Origin of the sequence: Longicatena sp. 210702-DFI.1.196, assembly GCF_020563125.1 — a bacterium.
In the GTDB taxonomy this organism is placed as follows: domain Bacteria; phylum Bacillota_I; class Bacilli_A; order Erysipelotrichales; family Erysipelotrichaceae; genus Longicatena; species Longicatena caecimuris.
In genome coordinates this window covers 1-21,475 of sequence record NZ_JAJCPX010000003.1, presented here as the reverse complement: position 1 = coordinate 21,475, position 21,475 = coordinate 1, and the positions used below count along the sequence as shown (strand labels likewise).

The 21,475-nt window shown below is 37.6% G+C and carries 24 protein-coding genes and 1 tRNA gene; 16 read left to right on the top strand and 9 right to left on the bottom strand.

Annotated elements, in window-relative coordinates; translation table 11 throughout:
• Nucleotides 1-74 precede the first annotated feature (74 nt).
• The 4 genes from LI241_RS02145 to LI241_RS02130 are packed head-to-tail and all read right to left on the bottom strand — an operon-like array spanning nucleotide 75 to nucleotide 3,044.
• A complete protein-coding gene (locus tag LI241_RS02145) occupies nucleotides 75-839 on the bottom strand; it encodes an ABC transporter permease (protein WP_117548054.1) in 765 nt (254 codons plus the stop codon).
• Nucleotides 836-1,744 (bottom strand): ABC transporter ATP-binding protein, encoded by a 909-nt coding sequence (locus LI241_RS02140; protein WP_117548055.1) that lies wholly within the window; start codon nucleotides 1,742-1,744, stop codon nucleotides 836-838. Before LI241_RS02140 ends, LI241_RS02145 begins: the two co-directional genes overlap by 4 nt.
• Nucleotides 1,741-1,941: a PLD nuclease N-terminal domain-containing protein gene (locus tag LI241_RS02135; protein WP_008686870.1), complete on the bottom strand. Its 201-nt coding sequence runs from the start codon at nucleotides 1,939-1,941 to the stop codon at nucleotides 1,741-1,743. The genes LI241_RS02140 and LI241_RS02135 overlap by 4 nt, the downstream gene beginning before the upstream one ends.
• Entirely contained in the window at nucleotides 1,929-3,044 is a 1,116-nt protein-coding gene (locus LI241_RS02130; protein ID WP_119983305.1) for a helix-turn-helix domain-containing protein, read from the bottom strand. Before LI241_RS02130 ends, LI241_RS02135 begins: the two co-directional genes overlap by 13 nt.
• 226 nt (nucleotides 3,045-3,270) lie before the next feature.
• Here LI241_RS02130 and LI241_RS02125 point away from each other — a divergent pair.
• Both LI241_RS02125 and LI241_RS02120 read left to right on the top strand, forming a co-directional pair.
• Nucleotides 3,271-3,346 (top strand) — tRNA-Val (locus tag LI241_RS02125).
• A 329-nt stretch (nucleotides 3,347-3,675) separates the two neighbouring features.
• The gene (locus tag LI241_RS02120) at nucleotides 3,676-4,242 is read left to right on the top strand and encodes a sugar O-acetyltransferase (RefSeq protein WP_119983306.1); all 567 of its coding nucleotides are present in this window, start codon (nucleotides 3,676-3,678) and stop codon (nucleotides 4,240-4,242) included.
• A 101-nt stretch (nucleotides 4,243-4,343) separates the two neighbouring features.
• Here LI241_RS02120 and LI241_RS02115 read toward each other — a convergent pair whose 3' ends face one another.
• Nucleotides 4,344-4,766 carry a hypothetical protein gene (locus LI241_RS02115; RefSeq protein WP_227150990.1) on the bottom strand — a complete coding sequence of 141 codons (423 nt, stop codon included), beginning with the start codon at nucleotides 4,764-4,766 and terminating at the stop codon, nucleotides 4,344-4,346.
• Nucleotides 4,767-4,974: 208 nt separating this feature from the next.
• Between LI241_RS02115 and LI241_RS02110 the strand changes: the two genes are divergently transcribed.
• Nucleotides 4,975-6,513, top strand: coding sequence for a nitrite/sulfite reductase (locus LI241_RS02110; protein WP_117548059.1), 1,539 nt, complete (start codon nucleotides 4,975-4,977; stop codon nucleotides 6,511-6,513).
• Nucleotides 6,514-6,675: 162 nt separating this feature from the next.
• Here the strand turns inward: LI241_RS02110 and LI241_RS02105 are convergent, their stop codons facing one another.
• The 4 genes from LI241_RS02105 to LI241_RS02090 form a co-directional block, all read right to left on the bottom strand.
• The gene (locus LI241_RS02105) at nucleotides 6,676-7,083 is read right to left on the bottom strand and encodes a DUF2000 domain-containing protein (protein ID WP_117548060.1); all 408 of its coding nucleotides are present in this window, start codon (nucleotides 7,081-7,083) and stop codon (nucleotides 6,676-6,678) included.
• Nucleotides 7,084-7,171: 88 nt separating this feature from the next.
• Nucleotides 7,172-8,119 (bottom strand): DMT family transporter, encoded by a 948-nt coding sequence (locus LI241_RS02100; protein ID WP_117548061.1) that lies wholly within the window; start codon nucleotides 8,117-8,119, stop codon nucleotides 7,172-7,174.
• On the bottom strand, nucleotides 8,109-8,936 hold the full coding sequence (locus LI241_RS02095; RefSeq protein ID WP_008686884.1) for an AraC family transcriptional regulator: 828 nt from the start codon (nucleotides 8,934-8,936) through the stop codon (nucleotides 8,109-8,111). Before LI241_RS02095 ends, LI241_RS02100 begins: the two co-directional genes overlap by 11 nt.
• Nucleotides 8,937-9,067: 131 nt before the next feature.
• Complete coding sequence (locus LI241_RS02090) at nucleotides 9,068-10,393, bottom strand: 6-phospho-beta-glucosidase (protein ID WP_117548062.1); 1,326 nt, start codon at nucleotides 10,391-10,393, stop codon at nucleotides 9,068-9,070.
• Nucleotides 10,394-10,709: 316 nt separating this feature from the next.
• Between LI241_RS02090 and LI241_RS02085 the strand changes: the two genes are divergently transcribed.
• The 13 genes from LI241_RS02085 to cls all read left to right on the top strand — a co-directional run bounded on the left by LI241_RS02085 (nucleotide 10,710) and on the right by cls (nucleotide 21,391).
• Nucleotides 10,710-11,012, top strand: coding sequence for a PTS sugar transporter subunit IIB (locus LI241_RS02085; RefSeq protein ID WP_008686887.1), 303 nt, complete (start codon nucleotides 10,710-10,712; stop codon nucleotides 11,010-11,012).
• 64 nt (nucleotides 11,013-11,076) lie between these two features.
• Nucleotides 11,077-12,501, top strand: coding sequence for a PTS sugar transporter subunit IIC (locus tag LI241_RS02080; protein WP_008686890.1), 1,425 nt, complete (start codon nucleotides 11,077-11,079; stop codon nucleotides 12,499-12,501).
• A 63-nt stretch (nucleotides 12,502-12,564) separates the two neighbouring features.
• The gene (locus LI241_RS02075) at nucleotides 12,565-12,879 is read left to right on the top strand and encodes a PTS lactose/cellobiose transporter subunit IIA (RefSeq protein ID WP_008686891.1); all 315 of its coding nucleotides are present in this window, start codon (nucleotides 12,565-12,567) and stop codon (nucleotides 12,877-12,879) included.
• Nucleotides 12,880-12,921: 42 nt separating this feature from the next.
• Nucleotides 12,922-13,104, top strand: coding sequence for a hypothetical protein (locus LI241_RS02070; RefSeq protein ID WP_008686893.1), 183 nt, complete (start codon nucleotides 12,922-12,924; stop codon nucleotides 13,102-13,104).
• Entirely contained in the window at nucleotides 13,098-14,477 is a 1,380-nt protein-coding gene (locus LI241_RS02065) for a glycoside hydrolase family 1 protein (protein WP_008686895.1), read from the top strand. The genes LI241_RS02070 and LI241_RS02065 overlap by 7 nt, the downstream gene beginning before the upstream one ends.
• A gap of 67 nt (nucleotides 14,478-14,544) precedes the next feature.
• A complete protein-coding gene (locus tag LI241_RS02060) occupies nucleotides 14,545-15,024 on the top strand; it encodes a DUF3284 domain-containing protein (RefSeq protein WP_008686897.1) in 480 nt (159 codons plus the stop codon).
• 25 nt (nucleotides 15,025-15,049) lie between these two features.
• Nucleotides 15,050-16,135, top strand: coding sequence for a DUF871 domain-containing protein (locus LI241_RS02055; protein ID WP_008686899.1), 1,086 nt, complete (start codon nucleotides 15,050-15,052; stop codon nucleotides 16,133-16,135).
• Nucleotides 16,136-16,160: 25 nt separating this feature from the next.
• Nucleotides 16,161-16,835, top strand: a complete 675-nt coding sequence (locus LI241_RS02050; RefSeq protein WP_008979241.1) for a GntR family transcriptional regulator — start codon at nucleotides 16,161-16,163, stop codon at nucleotides 16,833-16,835.
• Between the two features lie 402 nt (nucleotides 16,836-17,237).
• The gene (locus LI241_RS02045) at nucleotides 17,238-17,708 is read left to right on the top strand and encodes a hypothetical protein (protein WP_008686903.1); all 471 of its coding nucleotides are present in this window, start codon (nucleotides 17,238-17,240) and stop codon (nucleotides 17,706-17,708) included.
• Nucleotides 17,709-17,952: 244 nt separating this feature from the next.
• Nucleotides 17,953-18,150, top strand: a complete 198-nt coding sequence (locus LI241_RS02040) for a hypothetical protein (protein ID WP_008686904.1) — start codon at nucleotides 17,953-17,955, stop codon at nucleotides 18,148-18,150.
• Nucleotides 18,151-18,187: 37 nt separating this feature from the next.
• A complete protein-coding gene (locus LI241_RS15775; protein WP_008686905.1) occupies nucleotides 18,188-18,310 on the top strand; it encodes a hypothetical protein in 123 nt (40 codons plus the stop codon).
• 563 nt (nucleotides 18,311-18,873) lie between these two features.
• Nucleotides 18,874-19,833 (top strand): hypothetical protein, encoded by a 960-nt coding sequence (locus LI241_RS02035; RefSeq protein WP_008686906.1) that lies wholly within the window; start codon nucleotides 18,874-18,876, stop codon nucleotides 19,831-19,833.
• A gap of 19 nt (nucleotides 19,834-19,852) precedes the next feature.
• On the top strand, nucleotides 19,853-21,391 hold the full coding sequence (gene cls, locus LI241_RS02030) for a cardiolipin synthase (RefSeq protein WP_008686907.1): 1,539 nt from the start codon (nucleotides 19,853-19,855) through the stop codon (nucleotides 21,389-21,391).
• Nucleotides 21,392-21,475 lie beyond the last annotated feature (84 nt).

Here is a 21,475-nt window from a genome sequence, read left to right as displayed (position 1 = left end):
ATCATGAAATTGGTGGGTGTTTATGAATGGATGAAAAAGAGTATTTGTATTTACAACTTTACAGCATATGCAGCTTATAGCTGTTGATGGCGAAATATCACCACGGCACTAGATAAAGAAATACCAATCAAAAGTAGGGCAAGAAGAATAGGCACTAAATAATCGGCTGGAAGACTTTGTCCTTGTAGTAAAGAGATAGAATTTGTTATAAGAATAGCAGGCTGTATTTCCTGTAATGGAGGAAATAAAGACATGCCCATACAAATAAGGAAGAACCCTCCAGTACATAATAAAGAGCCAATACTTGTTTTCGTAAGTACACCACCTAATAATAACAATGCCAACAGCAAGCAACCAAACAACCATATACAAAAGATGCCTAACAATAAGTGTGGCACATTTGTCAAAGGCCAAAACATGAAGTTATACAGATATGTGACAAGAAAGCTGATGCCATAACAACATGTCCATACTAGTAAAACACTGCTGTACTTCGCTAATAAAATGGTGGTTCTGGATAAACCTTTTGTTAATAGATGAATCAATGTTCCTTTTTGCAATTCATTAGAAATCATGGTGCTAAAAACAATTAATAGGATGATAATACCAATTTGCGAAATGTTTTTATAAAACTGCGCCCATGAATCCATCACTTCAGGTTGTGGTAATTGTATTTGGATGCCATCTGGCAAAAGACTTGCCGCAACTTCAAGAAGATACCGCGCACTGATAGGGTTCAGAAATCCTAAAGCCAGAAACACCATCATAAGTACAAAGAGCTTGTAGCTGCGTAGATAGTCGTAAAATTCTTTCTTTAAAAAAGCTAGATAGGCATTCATTTTACCACCTCCATATATAGGGATTCCAAGGTCGGTTCAACGATTTCCATACGGCGCAAGGAAAGTTTTTGCTGCAATAATTCCTGATGAAGCTTGCTTTGCAGCAGTGACATATTATCATGTGTGATCTGCAACTCTGTATCCGTACAAATCTTGGTGCTAAACTGCGTTTTGGAAAGAAAATGCTGCATGGATTCAGGATTCATGAATTCTAGTTGCATTCTATTACTGGCCTTTTCCTTGATGGATTGCATACTGCCATGTCGTTGGATAATGCCATCATGAAGAATAGCGTAGGAATCACAGACACGCTCTACATCGCTTAAGATATGAGTGGAAAAAATAATAGTTGTATGATCCTTAATTTGTGTCAGTATGGATAAGATATCCTTACGTCCGATGGGATCTAAAGCAGACGTCGGTTCATCCGCAATAAGCAAATCCGGTTCATTCAACAGAGCTTGCGCAATGCCAAGACGTTGTTTCATACCGCGAGAAAATGTTGCGATACGCTTCTTGCGACTTTGCCATAAACCAGTCAATGTTAAGAGCTCTTCACTTTTTCTTTTACAATCTGCGGCAGACATATGTGTGATTGATGCACAGAGCTGTAAATACTCATAAGGGGTTAAATAATCATAAAAGGCAGGAACATCACTTAGATAACCGATATGGCGATTGGCTTTTGTATTACCAAAACTTACCGTTTCTTGGCATACCTGAATCTCACCGGCATCCTTTGGCAGCAAACCTAATATAAGCTTCATAGTAGTTGTTTTACCGGCCCCATTTTGTCCGACAAAGCCTAAAATACTATGTGCAGGGACGCAGAAGTCCACTCCTTTTAAGACTTCATGAGAGCCAAAGGTTTTTCTTACTTGATGAAGTTCCAGTACATTCATCATTCTTCACCTCTTCCGAATACGAAATAGATAATAGGCCCGAAAAATTGCAGTAATAAGACAACGAAAATCCAGATATATCGATTACCAAAACGATAATGAGGGTGACGTAGAACATGAAATAATGCACTAAAGGCTAAGATCAATTCAATGATGATTAGAGGTAAAAGCAGTGGTAAATGATCAATTAAGGTCTGCATGTGGTTTCCTCCTTTTTCTGCATTAAAATGCGGATACAATGTTGAAAACGGGGATCGTTTTTCATCGGTTGAAATTCCGGTAACTCGTTGATAATCTGCAATAGCGATTCAATGACAATCGTGCGATTGCGTGGTGGCTGCGTATCTAAGGCAATCTCTTTCAGCCAACTGTTTAATTCGGTGAAATAATCATCTTGATTCTGTAATTTATCCATATTCGTTGTAGCAAGGATATCAGCAGAATGTGTCAATTCCTTAAAAGCTTCTTCATAAAGGTGATGATGGGCATATACCTGTGCGATGGCAAGAAGGGATTGAAAGGCTGTATATGGATGGATATGCGATATCTGATACAGTTCCAAAAGACTTTTTACTTTCGCAATGGTTTTTTCGCATGCTGTTAAATCATCTATTCTCAGCATCATAAAAGAGATGGAATCTTGAATTAGAAACAACAAATGCTGATAGGCAGATGTCTGCAAAATACGATATGCCTGTTCCATATTTCCCAATTTCTGATGACAAGCGGCAGTAAGTTCACTGTCTTGCGCAATCGGACGTGGGATTTCTCCTAACAGCTGTAAGGCATCCATGGGTTTATCGCTGGCAATGTATGCCATAATTTCCAAGGTGAGGGTTTCTTTTGTCAAGGTCGGATCCTTACATTCTTTTTCTACATAGTGACAAAGTTTTAAAGCCTCATCTAAGATCTTTGCAGGGTCTTTAAATAATGTGGCATGATTCAAATACAAAACAATCATCTTATATAAGAAAGGGAAACATGCGTGGTACGTATGCAACAATTCTTCACAATGCTTCAAAGCCTCATCACTGTCGTGGGCGATTTCATCAGATAATTGATGATAGAGTTCAACAATAGCTTCTTGTGTCAACTGAGGCTCATATCCCATGAGTTCATCTACAGTGACATTGAATAAAGTGGCAAGCTGAGGAAGAAAAATGATATCTGGATAGGATGTGTTGGTTTCCCATTTTGAAACAGAAGATTTACTGACGCCGATCCAGTTGGCTAATTGATCTTGTGTGATGTTGGCTTTTCTGCGTAAGGCAGCGATATTTTCTCCAAGTTTTAGTGGTTTCATAAATTCTAACCTTCTTTCTTGGTTTCATTATAAGTGGAAGATAGGTATAAAACAATGGATTATGTCGCAACAATAAGAAGAAAAGTTGCTTAATAGGAAACTTGGCAAAATGATTGATCGTTGTGATGCAGGTGGAATACGTAAGATTATAGTACAGATAATAGTGCTATTTTTAAAATATATCTTGCATGATTAGTTGTTTTATGGTAATATATGAATCACCGATGGAGGTTTAGCTCAGTTGGGAGAGCGTCTGCCTTACAAGCAGAGGGTCGGGGGTTCAAGTCCCTCAACCTCCACCATATATAAACAACCCACGGCACTGCTTGAATGGCAGCGCTTTTTTAATATTGAAACCTCCAACAGCAAATAGGGAACTAAAGATCGAATGAGAAAAATAACATGAGTTTGTACAAGCTCAGGATAAACAACCTATGGTACTGCTTGATTAGGAGTGCTATTTTATTATCGAAACATCCATCAGCAAATAGGGAACTAAAGATTGAATGAGAAAAATAACATGAGTTTGTACATAAGCTTAGGATAAACAACCTATGGCAGTGCTTTTTTAAAACCAGCCAAATGGGAACAAATTATGATATCATAATACTAAAAGAAAGAGGTGTGTTATATGGCAAAGATACTTTATGATGCAAATTATGATAAAGAACTTGTCGCAAAACGCAATCAATGTCATGATCTGTGTCACCAATATAATCAGCTACTGCCTACAGCTGTGAAAGAACGTAAGAAAGTCTTACAAGCTATCATAGGGGAAATGGAAGATGACCTAATTATTGAACAACCATTTTATTGTGATTATGGGACCAATATCCGCTTAGGGAAACAAGTGTATTTGAATATGCATACCATCATGCTGGATGCTGCTGAAATATATGTAGAAGATCATGTGTTTGTGGGACCAAACTGTGCTTTTTATACAGCGGGTCATCCTTTCTCTATAGAAGATCGTCGAGCAGGTTTAGAGTATGCATTGCCTATACATGTTGAAGAAGATGTTTGGATTGGTGGCAATACGGTAGTAATGGCAGGAGTCACGATAGGAAAAGGTAGTGTGATTGGGGCAGGCAGCGTAGTCACAAAAGATATTCCACCATATGTATTAGCCGCTGGAAATCCATGTCGCATCATTCGTTCTATAAAAGAAGAAGCAAAAATAAAAAGCGATTGCCAATAACTTGTGACAATCGCTTTTTTTACGCTTAACTGAAAGCTACTATACGCTACAACCTTCTGATTTGCTTATGAAATATTAGAGAAATACTCTCTTTATCCCACTTATTGTTTGTCTAATTGTTCTTGAAGATACGCAGCGGTTGCTTCATCCGCAAATTTCAGCAGATGAAGATAATTGTTCTTGGTGATGTATTCAGTTATTCCCACATTCTCATAAGTCTTTTTCAATAATAAGGAATACAAAGGCTGATCATCAGCATCATGCAGATGAGCGCTGATTTCCATAAAGTAGAAGTCCTGATATTCCAAGGAGATGAAATCAAAGATTTCTTCTAGATTGTTACATGCAAACAGCTGTTCCTTTAGTTCTGGAGTCTTATATGTTTCCCAATCCTCTTTGTTGGTAAATGTTATATTTTGAAAAGGGAAGACATAGGTTGTATGATCATCTTTTTTCGTTTTTATATCCCCATAGCTTAGGGTATATCTCCATAAGAATTCTTTGTGGTTTTGCAGATCTAACATAGCCATTCCTTCTTTCTTTCTCATACACTTCCTTTATTATAAAGAAATTCATGATACTATACAAGTGAGTTCTTTATGAGGGATAGAAAATGAAATGATGTATTTTGGATAGATAAGAATATTTTATCTTATGAAAATATTTCCTTATTTGTCCTTTTTCTTGATGTATGCTAAGATATCGAGGTATGACACTATGGAGGTAAAGTAAGTGAAAGATGCGTTAAGAGAGGAATTGCGTGAAGAGATACGATTGTTTCATGAACAGACACAGCAATTTATAAATAAGCAAATCAGCGTGAAGGATTTTAAAGGATTCAGCGGTGGTTTTGGCAGTTATGCACAGCGTGGTGCACAGATGTTTATGTTACGTCTGCGTATGAACCAAGGGGTAGTAACGAAGGATAAATTAAAGTTTTTATGTGATACCAGTGAACAGCACGGTGTTACCAAACTGCATTTTACAACTTGTCAGACGATTCAGATGCATGATTTAAGTGGAACTGAGATTCCCTATATCATGTCAGATGCTTTGGATCATGATATTGTATGTCGTGGCGGCGGTGGTGATTTTCCACGTAATGTTATGTGTTCACCACTTAGTGGTGTAGATCCGGATGAGTATTTTGATGTACGCCCTTATGCGGAATGTGTTGGGGATTATTTATTAAGCATTGTTAATAAGTTTACCTTGCCAAGAAAGCTAAAGGTAGCTTTCAGTAGTTCGGATAAGAATGAAACCCATGCCAATTTCCGTGATTTAGGATTTTGTGCAAATGCCGACCATACTTTTGATGTGTATTGTGCCGGAGGCTTGGGAAATAATCCTCGCATGGGTGTGAAGGTTGGTCATCATGTACAGCCGGATACGATTCTGTTTTATGTATCTGCCATGGTGTTGATGTTTATGGAACATGGCGATTATGTAAACCGTGCGAAAGCAAGAACACGATATTTACAGGATACACTTGGGGTAGATGGATTGGTTCAGGATTATCAGGATAAGGTAGAAAAGGCGTTGCGCGGGGAAAATTTGATGGTACATATTGAAGAACCTGTGCTGAAGAAAACAGGGGATAAAACACTGTCTGATCGTCGTGTGATTGCCCAGAAACAACAGGGGCTATATGCTGTGTATTATCATCCACTTGGCGGCTGTCTGGCACCTCAGAAATTATGTCAGATCTATGAAACCATCAAGGATATGGAAGATGTAGAATTGCGTATCACACCACAACAAGGAGTTTATATCATCAATTGTACAGCCGATGAGGCGAAAGCGGTGTTGGCTATCACAGAGGATGGAGCACGCAATCGTTTTGAGGAAAGTGTTTCTTGCATTGGCGCATCCATATGTCAGGTAGGCTTGCGTGATTCTCAAGGTACTTTACGTGAAGCTATCATGTACTTTAGAGAAAAAGACTATCCTGCAGATGTCTTACCGCGTATCTTTATCTCCGGTTGCACCAGCTCTTGTGGAACCAATCAAATCGGAGCTATTGGTTTTCAGGGTACAGTCAAGGTGATTGATAAAAAGCCATATCCGGCTTTTCAAGTAAGTTTGTATGGGAATGATCATGCCAAAGATACCCGGTTTGGGGATGTAGTAGGTGCTGTATTGGCAGATGATCTTTGTTTGTTTTTACAGGCGATTGCCGATCATGTCAGTGCGCATGGTGAATCTTATGAGGCATGGATTGCCCATAACGCTGATGAAATGGAAGCCATTTTAAAGGAGTATATCAAATAGATTAGGACAAAGAATATAAAATAGCGTAGAAGTGTTTTATGCATAAAGAATGGTATTAAGTATTTTAACTTCATGCATATAAAAAGATGATGTAGATCCTACTCCCTAAACGGGGAAGACAGGAAACACCATCTTTTTTATTCTAGCAATCGTTTAGATCCCTTAACGAAGTAAGGGCAGACTTCCACTTAAACGGTTAATACTTTTCTTAGGGCCTAACAAAGCAATACCATAATATTCGATGGTTTCTTGTGTAGCCTTTTTCATCTTTTGAATATAGTCGTCATAGTCTAAACAACTTTGGGCAATGTTGGTAAAGTCAACGAAATAAACATCTTCCATCGTTTGGACCTTTTGGTAGATCGAAGCTAAAGTTTCCTGATTGGTTTTAAGAATGGGCAGTGGGTACTGCACAATGCCGGGATGTTTTCCCTCAGTGCTATCATAAACATCCTCACGCGCTAATGTCGGCGCATGTTTACCTAAGGATACGCCAAGAATAGCCGCTGTATTGGCCATGATGCCAAGGGGCAAATCTTCCCATAAGATACATACACTTTTAATTTCCATAATGTTTTTTTGTATACGATCTATCTTGTAAAGCTATCGTATACTTACTCCTTCCTTTTATTACTTTTATATAATGTATTTCATAAGATCAGCAGATGTCTTTTGGGACACTTGTTTTTGCTTGTTTATGAATAGATAATGCGGTGCTTTCTTTCTTTTGCAAATCTTGTGATAAAAATAAGCCGCATATAGTAAAGATGATTCCTATCAGTTTTTTCATACTGATGGATTCTTGTAAGATAAGAAAAGATGTTAATGCGGTAATGACAGGTACTAAGTAAATATAGACACTTGTCTGTATAGAACCTAAAATAGATACTGCCTTGTTCCAGGTCACAAAGCATAATGCCGAGGCACCAAAGCCTAAAAATAGTAAATTGCCGAGTACAGGCCAACCACCATGCCAGATTTGTGAAACGTGAAAGGTATCTTGCGTTAGAATGATTGGCATCATGAAGAGTAAACCATAAAAGAAGGTTCTGCGCGTTATGCCAATGGTTGTCATATGAAAAGTAGAAAGTTTGCGACAGAGCAGAGAATAGATGGACCAAACAAGAGCTGCTAGCAAAGCCAATACATCGCCATAAGGATGCAAGGATACACCGGCATTATCCGGTATGCTGATAAGTAAGATACCAAGCATTGCCAAAGCAAATCCTATATAAAAGAAGCGCCCTTTGGAGGATTCCTTCATGATCTTTGAACTTAAGAAAGCAGTAAAAAAAGGAGCAATCGAGATAATGACACCGACATTGGTCGTTTGTGTATACAGCAAAGCGATATTTTCTAACAGATAATATAAGGTAATTCCGCAAAGCCCGGCACCTGCAAACCATCGTTCCTGTTTTTTATCTTCTAGTGTACAACGATGCGGATACATGATCCATAGCGTGAGATAGCCAATCACAAAGCGGGTAAATAAAATCTGTAAAGGGGTCATGTCGGCTAATAAAATTTTAGTTGAGATAAAGGTAGTGCCCCATATGAAAATGGTGAGAAAGGCACATAGATGTCCTTGTTTTCGATTATTCGTCATGCATAGCTCCTTTCAGGAAGATACGCTGGTATTGTTTTGGTGTCAGTCCGATAAACATTTTAAAAAAATTGGTAAAATGACTCTGATCACTAAAACCGGCTGCCATTGCGGCATCTTTCAAAGAGAGTCCTTTTTCTAACATCTTTTTTGCCTGATGAATACGAACAGTTTGTAAATAGCGATAACAGGATACTCCGGTTTGTCGAGTAAAGGCATTTAATAAATAAGATTTACTGAAATGCGATAGTTCGCTTAGCGTTTGCAGTGTAATGTTTTCTGCATAATGTTCTTCCATATATGCGCATAATTTTTGTATTGGTTCCTCTAGCGGTGCATCTTCTTTTTCTATTTCCATATAGTTTTCCATGAGTGGCTGCATCAAAAAGTATAATGCTTCTTCTTTCTCTAGAGTACAAGCCTGTTCCATGATTGCCTGATAAAGTGAGGATAACTGCTGGGTATATTCACAGTTTTTAATAAGCGGTGTCGTGAAATGAGGAAGCTGCTTTGTTTGAAAGAGCTCTTCCATGATCGTTTGCATGACCTCGGGCTGAATATTAACAGCTCGATAATCCAAAATGGAATCATCAAGTGGAGCACAATGATGATTATCTAATGGATTGAATAAAATCATATCGCCTTTTTCACATACATATTCTTTATGACGGCACCACATCTGACGCTTGCCGCCTTCAATAAAGCCAATGACATAATACGGATGAAAATGGTTTGGAAACTTTTGCACAATGCCATGCAGCTGATAAGCTTCAATTTGCAAATCATTATCAAACCATACTTCACGGTGTTCCTTTTCCATAGAATACTTCCTTTCCAATGTCCTTATTTTATCATGAAGCGATAAGTATTTCTTGTAGGATATCACATAAATGCCATTTTGGCATAAAGAAAAGAGCCATTCCATAAAACGGCTCTTTTCAATGTTAAACATTACTTTTGAAACTGTGGTAAATAAGCTTTATGTGCTTCTAACAATTCATCGATGACCACATTGGCCAGTTCATCACTTGGACATAGAGGGTTCATATTTAATGCGGTCACTGCCAAATCACGGTTCCCTGTGACAGCAGCTTCAACGACCATGCGTTCAAACGACTTCATCATTTGTACATAACCATTAATGGTACATTTTAATTCACCGGTTGCGATAGGTTTAGGACCATCCGCGGTTATCCGACAGGCTACTTCAACAGCACTGTCATGAGGCAGATTGCTTATCGCTCCGTTGTTTCTTACATCTACGTACTGAATATCACCGGTATCATTATAAATAGACTGAATTAAGTTGCATGCGGCATCAGAATATCTAGCACCGCCACGTTGTTCCAGCTGTTTCGGTTTGACATCTAGTTCTTGATGGCTGTACAGGGCAAAGAGTTCTTTTTCAACCTGTGATACAACTTCGCCACGCACCGTACCTTCTTTCCATTGTTCCAGCTCTTCGTCCAGCTGTTCCTTTGTAAAGAAATAGTAATTATGATAGGGACATGGTATGGCATGTAAACCGCGTATAAAGGAAGGAGAATATGGCAAAGAGATAAAGTTTTTCATTGCAAGCGTATCTTCAGCAGTCACATTTGCATACTTTTCCACGATAGTATCCATGACAGAACTGCCATCGACAAAAACATCAGTCGCAAAGATAAAATGATTTACACCTTGTAACTCTAAGGTTACACGGTTTTCTTCAACACCGAGAATCTTGGCAATGCCAGCAACCATATTCACAGGAACATTGCATAAGCCAATCACCTTTTTAAAATCGGTATAGCGCAGTATGGCTTCAGTGACCATACCGGCAGGATTGGTAAAGTTGATCATCCATGCATTTGGGCATAGTTTCTGCATATCTTTGACAATGTCAAGAATGACGGGAATCGTACGGAAAGCTTTAAACATACCGCCGGCACCATTGGTTTCTTGACCAATCATACCATGCGATAATGGGATTCGCTCATCCTCCACGCGTGCAGGAAGACGACCGATACGCATCTGTGTTGTTACAAAGTCAGCATCCTTTAAGGCTTCTTGACGATCATAACTGAGAATGACCTTCATAGGAAGATTGGCTTTTTTAACCATTCGCTGCGCAAGAGCACCGACGGTTTCCAGCTTTTCTCTGCCTTCTTCAATATCAACTAACCAAAGTTCGCGAATCGGTAGGGTATCATAACGTTTAATGAATCCCTCCACTAATTCTGGTGTATAACTGCTGCCGCCTCCAATTGTTACAATTTTAACAGTATCTTTCTTCATAAATGCCTCCTCATCGTTGTAAAGTGGACTATACCATTTGAATGAATTGACCGTATAATCCCAAGTGGTCTATACCATAATAACATACCTGTGTAAGCGTGTCCATACGAATGTGAGGTTTTTCTTAACTTTCTTTCTTATGATGTTATTGATTCAAATAAAATCCTTTCTTTATTGTATTTTATGCGCATATAGTCACAAATATGATAGCTCAAAACTTTTTTTAAAAAAAGAAAGAAAACGGTTGCATAAATTTTTAAACGTGTTATCATAAGTGTGTAAAGTGGTATATACCAAGTGGAAAGGAGGAATTCACATGATTAAAATTCTGCTTGTTTGTTCTGCCGGAATGTCAACCAGCTTGATGGTAAACAAAATGAAAGATGCTGCCGCACAAAGAGGTATCGAAGCTGAAATTTGGGCAGTAGGTGATGCAGAAGCAGCAAATAATATTGGCAACGCTGATATTATGATGTTGGGACCTCAGGTTAGATTCCTGGAGTCAAAAATGAAGGGTATTGCCGGAGAGAAACCGGTAACTGTTATCGACATGCAGGCGTATGCGATGATGAACGGTGCGAAAGTATTAGATCAAGCACTGAAACTGCTGGGGAAATAACACAATTACCAGCTTAAATTTAACTCAAACTCAAAAACTCAATTAGTGAAAGGAAAGAAAAATTATGAATGCTTTTATGGATTGGATGGAAAAGCACTTTATGCCAATTGCTGCTAAAATCGGCAGTCAAAGACATTTAGTTGCTGTCCGTGATGGATTTATTTCCATCATGCCGGTTACCATGGTAGGTAGTTTGGCAGTATTGCTAAACGTATTCCTGCGCGATTTACCAAATACATGGTGGGGTGAAGGCAATGAATTTGTTGCTAATGTGCAGCAAATCATCAATGTAAACGGAAACGTTTACTTTGGCTCTATTGTTATTTTAGGTTTGTGTTTCACATTCTCATTAGGATATCATCTGGCAAAATCTTATGATGTCAACCCAATCGCCGGTGGCGTTGTTGCATTTGCTGCCGTTGTTACTTGTATGGGACAAAGTGCTATCTTTGATTATGAATTACCAGGTGTTGCAACTTCTGCACTGGATGCTTTAAAGGGTGCCGGTTTAGATGTTGCCTTAAATGATGCCGGAAAAGCCGTTGTTTTACATGGTGCCAGCGGTTGGGGCTATTTAGGTTCCAGTTATACAGGTGCTAGTGGATTGTTTACTTGTCTGATTGTTGGTATCTTATCTAGCATGATCTATATTAAATTAATGATTAAGAAAATTACGATCAAGCTTCCTGATTCTGTACCTCCAGCAGTAAGTAACGCATTTGCTGCTATCATTCCTGGTGTCATTGCTATTTACGTATTTGGTATCGTAACACAAATTTGTGTTGCTTGCACTGGCTCTTATCCAAACGACTTGATCGTTGAATATATTCAGAAACCTTTGCTTGGCTTATCGCAGGGATTCTTCAGTGTTATTCTGATTGTCTTCTTGGTACAGCTGTTCTGGTTCTTTGGTCTGCATGGTTCCAATGTTATGGCACCAGTTATCGAAGGTGTGTATACACCTGCGTTGCTAGAAAACTTGGATTTCTTCAATAAACATCATACAACTGTCGGTATGCCTTATGATTGGACACGTGGCTCCTTTGATGCTTATGCACAAATGGGTGGTTCCGGGGTAACCTTAGGTTTACTGATTGCCATCCTGATTTTCTCTAAACGAGATGATTCTAAGGCCGTTGCAAAATTAGCAGCTCCTATGGGTATCTTCAATATCAATGAACCTGTTATCTTCGGTATGCCAATTGTATTGAATCCGATTTATATCATTCCTTGGCTGATCGTTCCACCTATATGTGCAGCTATCGCTTTAGGCTTTACAATGGCTGGCATTATTCCTCCTGTATTTGTTCAGGTACCTTGGGTTATGCCTGTTGGTATCTACGCATTTATGGGAACTGGCGGTAACATTCTTGCTGCATTGGTTTCAATCTTATGTTTGGGCGTTTCCTTTGTATTATGGACACCATTCGTTATGTTGGCAAACCGTATGCAAGCAAAAGAAAACGAAGGTCAGTTTGACACAGAATAAGCAGTACACTTGCAGGGAGGGGAAAATCCCTTCTCTGCTTTTTTAAAAAAGGAGAATATAACCATGGAAGGTATTGAACTAATTTGTTTCCAGATCATTTCTGCAGTAGGTATGGCAAGAGGAAGCTACATTGAAGCAATTGATCTGGCAGAACAGGGTAAATTCGACGAAGCTGAAGCAAAAATTAAAGAAGGCGATGAATTCTTCACCGGTGGACACAGTGCACATGCACAGCTGATTCAAAAAGAAGCAAACGGTGAAAACACAGAAGTTGTATTACTGCTGGTTCATGCAGAGGATCAATTGATGTCTGCTGAATCATTTAAGATTCTGGCAGAAAAATTTATCGCATTAAATAAAAAAATTGAAAACAAATAAGGAAACTTATCAACATAAATGATGAAGAAAGAGGTAATACGTATGGAAAAGTGGGCATCTTGGCAGGTCTTTATGATCGGTATCGGATTATTATTTATTATGTTTTCACAACAAATGGCAAATCCATTTCCAATGATCATTGGAGGATTGTCGATTGTTTTGTTAGGTGTCATCATTCTGAAAAAGTCTGCCCAAAAGGAAAGGAGGAAGAATGGGAAATGGTAGAATTTCCAAAATCATTCTTCTTCGGAAGCGCAACCAGCGCTACACAATGCGAAGGTGCTCATACATCGTATGATAAAGGAGCAGATATCTGGGATCTTTGGTATGAACAAGAACCATTTAAATTTCATGATGAAATTGGTCCAGGCACAACTTCCACTTTTTATGAACACTATCAAAGTGATATCCAGCTTTTAAAAGCAACCGGACACAATTCTTTTCGGACATCTATCAGCTGGTCGCGCTTGTTCCCAAAAGGATATGGTGAAATCAATGAAGATGCTGTTCGCTTTTATAAAGATGTATTTCAAGAATTAAAGGCGAATGGTATTGAACCTTTTGTGAATTTATATCACTTTGATATGCCAGCAGCTTTGCAGGAAATCGGCGGTTGGGAAAATCGACAGGTAGTTGCATATTATCAAGTATATGCAAAAACTTGTTTTACCTTATTCCATGAAGAGGTAAAACATTGGTTTACCTTTAATGAACCTATTGTCCATGTGGAATGTGGTTATTTAAGTTGTTATCACTATCCATGTAAGGTAGATCCCAAAGCGGCAGTTCAAGTAGCATACCACACAGCACTTGCCAGTGCCCTAGCCATTCGGGAATATCACAAGATTGATAAGGAAGGCAAGATCGGTATCGTGTTAAATTTGACTCCGGCATATCCTCGAAGTGATCATCCGGCAGATGTAAAAGCGGCTACAATCGCCGAATTGTTTGCGAATAAGAGTTTTCTGGATCCTTCTGTTAAGGGTGAATATGATCCCATGTTAGTTGAAATTATTCGTAAACATGACTTAATGCCAACATATACACAAGAAGATTTGCAAGTGATTAAAGAAAATCGTGTTGACTTCTTAGGGGTTAATTATTATCAGCCGGTGCGGGTTTGTGCAAAAGCCAATATGCCTAATCCGGATGCTCCTTTTACACCAGAATATTACTTTGATCATTATGAAATGCCGGGAAGAAAGATGAATCCTTATCGTGGATGGGAAATTTATCCAAAGGGGATCTATGATATTGCGATGAATATTCGTGATAACTATGGCAACATTGAATGGATGATTACGGAAAATGGTATGGGTGTGGAAAATGAAGAACGCTTCCGTAAAGATGGAAGAATTAAAGATGACTATCGTATAGCATTCTTTAAAGACCATTTAACATGGCTGGCAAAAGGCATAAAAGAAGGCAGTCATTGTATCGGTTACCATGTCTGGACCTTTATTGATTGTTGGAGCTGGCTGAATGCCTATAAGAATCGTTATGGTTTGGTAGAACTAAACCTTGCAACACAAGAAAGAATCATTAAAAAAAGTGGTCGCTGGTTTAAAGAACTGGCAGAACACCATGGCTTTGAATAGATTTGTAATACAAGAGAGATTTATGTATAATACCTTTATAAATAAGCGTTTTTAAGGAGTGAGCAAGATGATACAGGTACAGGAATTGTTATATATTGATGCAGCTGATTTCTTCAAGCACATCGCTGAATCTGTTGCGTACGATATTTCTGAAGCAACTGGGAAAAAGGTACGTGTCAAACAGCTTCATAAAGGGTTTTCTTATAAGAAAACGATGAAGAATAAAGTAGGACGCAAAGGGGAAGTGGATATCAATATCACAGAATGGGATCCACCGCATATTTACAAAGCCGAGTTTTCCTCTTATGGAGGGGTGAACACGTTAAGCTATGAGATTGAAGATTTAGCAGACGGTCGTATCGGAGTAACCTATAGCGAAGATTTTAAAGGAAGAAACAGAAGCAGTGACTGGAACTTCAAGCTTATGAACTTGTTTTATAAAGGTAGAGCAAAAAAACGTGCAACACGACTGTTAAGAGCCGTTGAAAAATATGCACAAGAAGAAAAAGCAAAAGAAAATAAAATAGAAGATAACCAAGAAGCATAGGCTGTCAACTCAAAGGAGGCTAATCATGGCTAGATTAGGAATCTGTCTGTATCCGGAGCATTCCACTTTGGAAAAGGACAAAGAGTATATCACACTGGCGGCAAAATATGGTTTCAAAAGGATCTTTACATGTTTATTAAGTGTGGAAAAAAGCAGGGAAGAAATCGTCAAAGAATTTCGCGAACTGATGGACCATGCACACACTTATGGCATGGAAGTTATCTTGGATGTCGCGCCTTTCGTCTTTGAACGTTTAGGCGTATCCTATGATGATCTTTCTTTCTTTAAAGAAATGCATGCAGATGGCATTCGTCTGGATGAGGGATTCGATTCTTTGAAGGAAGCACAAATGACCTATAATCCAGAACATTTGAAAATTGAAATCAATGCCAGTTTAGGTACAAAATATTTAGATAACATCATGAGTCATTATCCCAATTTGGATACGATCATCACCTGTCATAACTTTTATCCACAGCGTTACAGTGGATTGAGTTATGCACACTTTGCAAAATGCAGTAGCGATATTAAGGCGCAAAATATTAAGGTGGCTGCTTTTATTTCTTCACAACAGCCCAATACCTTTGGACCTTGGCCGGTCAATGAAGGCTTATGTACCTTAGAAATGCATCGTGATTTACCGGTTGATGTTGCCGCAAGACATTTATTTGCGACACGTTTGGTAGATGATGTTATCATTGCCAATTGCTTCGCCAGTGAAGAAGAATTGGCTATATTATCCAAGATTGATCCGGGTAAATTAACCTTTAAGATTGATTTTGAGGCGGATTTACTTCCTACAGAAGAGAAAATCTTATATGAACATCCACACTTTGTCAGAGGTGATATGAGTGAATACATGGCACGAAGTACCATGCCTCGGGTAACCTTTGCGAAAGAAAGTGTGCCACCAAAGAATACAAGAGATTTGAAACGTGGCGATGTTGTCATTATCAATGATAAGTATGCACGTTACAAAGGGGAATTGCACATTGTCTTGAAAGATATGCCAAATGATGGAAGGAAAAATGTTATTGGACATATTCCAGCCAACGAAACCATGTTATTGGATTATATTAAACCATGGCTGACTTTTGGCTTTATGAAATAAGATAAAAGCTTCATCGGAAAGGGAGGTGAATGACTTGGCTACCCCACGTTACCTCGAAATTAAGCAACAGCTATTAGATGAGATCAATGGGAAACCAGTGAATTCACCGATAGCATCTGAGCGCGAACTGGCAATTCGGTTTGACGCCAGTCGTATGACCGTCCGCAATGCTGTAAATGAGCTTGTGGAAGAAGGTGTGTTATATCGCGACAAGAATAAGGGTACATTTGTCGCTGACCGTAAACTGATTAAGAAAAATCTAACTTCAGAATTATTACAGGAACATGATGCCATGGATTTCAGCGTTATTTATTTTTCTGTAAAAAAGGCCGAAGAAATGGCGCCTTACCTAGAAATAAAAGAAACGGATTATATGTTGAGAGTAGTACGCGTCAATAAGATTAATCATCGTCCATTGAGTGTAGAAGAGGTATATTTCATCCGAAGTTTGGTGAGCGACGATGAAATTAACCATTTAAAAGAGCTGCTGAATCTGAACAGTTATATTGAACAGGGGACGGTAACCCAACGATTTCATCCAATGATCGTGCCTGCACAATATGCCAATCAGTTAAAAATAAAGATTACAACACCAATCATTATGGCAGAAAGTACGATTCGCAGTAAAAATGGTAAACCTCTGGTTTACATAAAAACGTTTTATAACCCTTTCGAAAAAACAATCGAAATTACTTCATAATACCTGTTCTGCAGGTATTTTTTCTATAAAAAAGATTAAAAATCTGATCATCTGCATAAACACAGGGACTTTAAGCAATATGAATGAAAAGGCAAAAGAGATTTACCACTAATTTACTAGATTGAAAGAACCTTGATACGTCAAAGAAAATAGCATTTTATACAAGATATGAGATGTCTTTTCGTTGCTGTAACACAGCATAACTTGTCCTTTTTCTGCTTGATTATCTATCATTTTTTAGAGCATGCATTGTCAAGAGCTTGTTGCGTAAGCAATGCTTGCACTCTTGAAAAAACATGGGATAAAAAAATATATATAACATATAGCAGAAAACGGATGACGGTCTATATTGCAAATGTTATAATATTGTCAATTACCTTATTTATACGGGAGAAGAATATTATGGATTTTGCTATATTTAGATTGTTTATACGGGTTTCATTATTTGTTATAGCTTTAATTGCTTGTATTATCTATCTTATCAAAAAGAGAAAGCTTGTTTATGCGATATTTTTTGATAAAGAAGCGATAAAAAAAGAATATACTGGAAAAAACGATATAATATTTCTTCGATTGGCGAATGCCGTCTTTATGATAATTGCCATTCTTTTAATCTTATATTTGAAAGATTTTGTTTTAGATATGCCTTATATCATAAACAAACAGTATAGCTATGCAGAAGGATATGTGACTGAACAAGCTCATGGTGGTGCGGATGTATCTTCTGAAAGAAGAAGTATTTTTCTATATGATGAAGTTACAAATGATGAAATCGAATTTACAGTATTTTCTGGGTATGTTGATAAACATACTTATTTAAAAATACAGTATCTTCCACATACGAAATATGGTGCTATTTTAGAAGATAAATAACATACAATTTTTTCTTTTTTGGTAATGTGATGCTATTAGTTGAACAGACGGAGTGAGCCTGCGGCGAGCGAAGATTAAGCCCCCGTTATCTAAAAAAGGGGGCAGAAAAAACAAAAGACAATGGACATTCACAAACGGAAAAAGCTGTATTTACAAGGTAAAACTGCATTTTATAAGGTGTGATATAAAAAGTATCTATTTCACACGGCAAATATATATAAACTTATTGAGGAGGATTATGTAAATGAATATTGCAATGATTTTAATAGGTGGTCTTATTTTTCTTTCTTTTCCAGTTATTGTTTTGCAAAAAATCAAAAAAATGAAACAAGAAAATACAGACGAGGCAAAGAAAAAATTAAATTTATTTCTTATTTGTATGATGCCCGTTCCAGTAATAGCTATTGTACTTATTTTACTTGGTCTTAAAGCATTTATATAGTAAACATCAAAGCTTTATAAGTGAAATGAGGGATTCTATGGATAAAAAGGAACTTATAAAACTTTATTTACAAAATGTGGATAAAATGTTCGGATATGCCAACATGGACGCATATATTGATGAGCGATTAAAGAAATATATGAAATACTTGTCAAAGTGAAGAACCACTATTGTTGTTGAATGATTTTGAAAAAATTGATTTACCGATTATGTATTTAACAGCAGGTAAAAAAAGACTTTTGGATATTGAAAATTATAGGCAAGAAGTGGTAAAGAAAATACAAGCACTTCATTACGATCAGAGTAGTTGGTCTTAGGATAGACTGCTTTTTCTATACATCTTTTTATTGACAGGCAATTATCAAGATACGGTAGTTGCCTTTTTTGATTGGAGGAATTTTAGAATGAATGATAAAAACTTTATTGAAGAATTAAGGCAAAAACGTGCCACCCAAATAAATAAACGGTTTTATTACTTGTGGTGTTAACTGTCTAAGTAGAAAATGATACTACATCTGATAACATATGGATGTCAAAAGAGTAGAACTCACTCGAAACGGTGAACTTGCTTTTTTCTATTCCTTTCGACAAATGATATGAGAACGGTTCCATTCTTTATGAATTCATACAAATGATGTGAATTGTCATGGAAATATAGCACGGACACTATAAAAATATGCAGAATTTTAGTATAATGAAAGATATTGCGCAGGAGGTAATCATATGGAACAAGAGCTGTTTGAGAAATATACGAAAACATATGGAAAACGCTTTACAAGAAAGCAAAAACATAAATTTGCAAAAGCTTTGCATGAAGACATGACGCAAGCCGGTTATGAAAAGACGATGATAAAAGGCAGCAAGCTCATCGTTATGAAAGCTGAGGATTATTTTTATGGCAATCGCAAGCGTATGAAGACGGTCATCGTTGTGCCATATGATACACCGGAACGTAAATTCTGGCATAAGGTCTTTTACTTTCCTCTTGATGGAACGAAAACCATGAATAAAACCTTAATTGCTACTTATGTACCGATTATCTTATTATATGTATTTATTTTAGCGGGGCTGTATATTGGTGGAAATTTTCTAAGTGCGCCCACAATGGCAAATTTAATGTCCTTTCTGATGTTTGTACTGGTAATCTTTTTGATCTATCTGATGGTACATGGCATCGGTAACCGCCATAATGTGAATCGTAATTCCAGTGCAGTGGCGGCTGCGGTGGCATTAGCTAAAAGTTTGGATAAAGATGAACGTCAACGTATTGCGTTTCTGTTTACGGATAAAAATAAAGGGAGCTTTTTAGGAGCGAGATGTGCTGATGAGGACTTTGTCAAGGATGGTAAGAATCCAAATGTGATTTGCTTAGACTGTATCGGTAAAGGGGATACAACAATGATTGGTTATAATCCTAGCAATCGTAAGCTGGCAATGGAAATTGCTAAGTGTTATCCAGAAAAAGGGAAACAAATAGAAACTATTAAGCTAGATGAATCTATGCGTGTACAAACTGCAATGTCTTATTTCCGTAAAGCCGTTGTGATTGCCAGTGGTACTCTTGATGAAGATCATCGTCTGTATGTGATGGGAACAGGGACCGGTAAAGATCGGGATGCTGATGCCACACAGATAACAAAAATTATCAACATGTTGCAGGCTTATATCAAAAGCCAAAAATAAGTAGAGAAGGAGGGAATGTATGTTAAGAAAAATCTTATCCCTTTTACATAACAAAATATTTATTGTCGCTGTCTTGATTCTGATACAGTTGGGAGTATTCTTTGGTATCGTTTTTCAGCTGAGCGAATACTTTGTCTGGATTTATTTTCTCTTAATTGCATTAAGCTTTATCATCAGTGTGTATGTCATTAACCGCAATGATAATCCTACCTATAAGATGACATGGGTCTTGTTGATTATGGCATTACCGGTGTTTGGTGGATTGATTTATTTATTGTTTGGCGGTCAGAAGGTGCCCAAAGAATTGCGTATTCGTGATAATCAGGCATTTAGTGAATATAAGGAAATCATATGGCAAAATGCTGAAATCATGGAAGAATTGCAAAATAGTGATACAGCAGCATTTAAACAAGCGAATTATTTATGGAAAAATGCCGGCTTTCCTATTTATAAACATACAGAAACAACCTTCTTTCCGATTGGCGAAGATAAATTTACTGTAATGGTAGAAGAATTGAAAAAAGCGGAGAAGTTCATTTTTTTAGAATACTTCATTATCGCTCCGGGTGTCATGTGGGATACGATTTTGGATATTCTGATTGAAAAGGTGAAACAAGGAGTAGAAGTACGTGTATTATATGATGATGCCGGGTGTATTACGACCTTAGCACCTGATTATTATAAGGTGTTACAAGGCTTGGGGATGAAAGCAAAAGTATTCAATCCCATTAAACCAAGACTAGCCATTCAGATGAATAATCGCGATCATCGCAAAATCTTAGTTATTGACGGTAAGGTTGGGATGACCGGTGGTATTAATCTGGCCGATGAGTATATCAATGCGAAAGAACGTTTTGGGCATTGGAAAGATTGCAGTGTCATGTTAAAAGGTGAGGCAGTCTGGAATCTGACATTAATGTTTTTGCAATTCTGGAATTATGATGAAAAGATCAAAGATAATGTATTTGATTTTAAACCGGATTTCAATGAGTTTATAGATATTGAAAATGATGGCTATGTGCAGCCATACAGTGATTCTCCGACAGACAATGAGAATGTAGGGGAATATACACATATCAATATGATCAATGGTGCCAATCGTTATGTTTATGCGACAACGCCTTATTTAGTGATTGACAATGAGATGAAAACAGCACTGACCTTAGCAGCCAAGAATGGTGTAGATGTACGTATTTTAGTACCTCACATTCCGGATAAATGGTATGTATTTGCGGTAACCAGAGCCAATTATCAGCCATTAATAGAAGCTGGTGTTAAAATCTATGAATATACGCCTGGTTTTGTCCATGGAAAGACTTTTGTCGTTGATGATGATATGGCCGTTGTGGGAACTGTTAATATGGATTATCGTTCTTATTATTTACATTATGAATGTGGTGTCTGGTTCTATCGCAGCAAGGTTGTTATGGATGTAAAACAGGATTATTTACATAGTTTGGCAAAATCACATGAAGTTACCTTGGAAGAATGCAAGAATGTGAAACTGCCAGTGCGTATCATGCGTTCCATCTTGAATTTATTTTCACCAATGATGTAACATCAGATGAGGCAAGTAGTCTCATCTTCTTTGTGCGACAGGCAGTCGCTATATTTCAACCATGTACAGGCATGGTTGAAATTC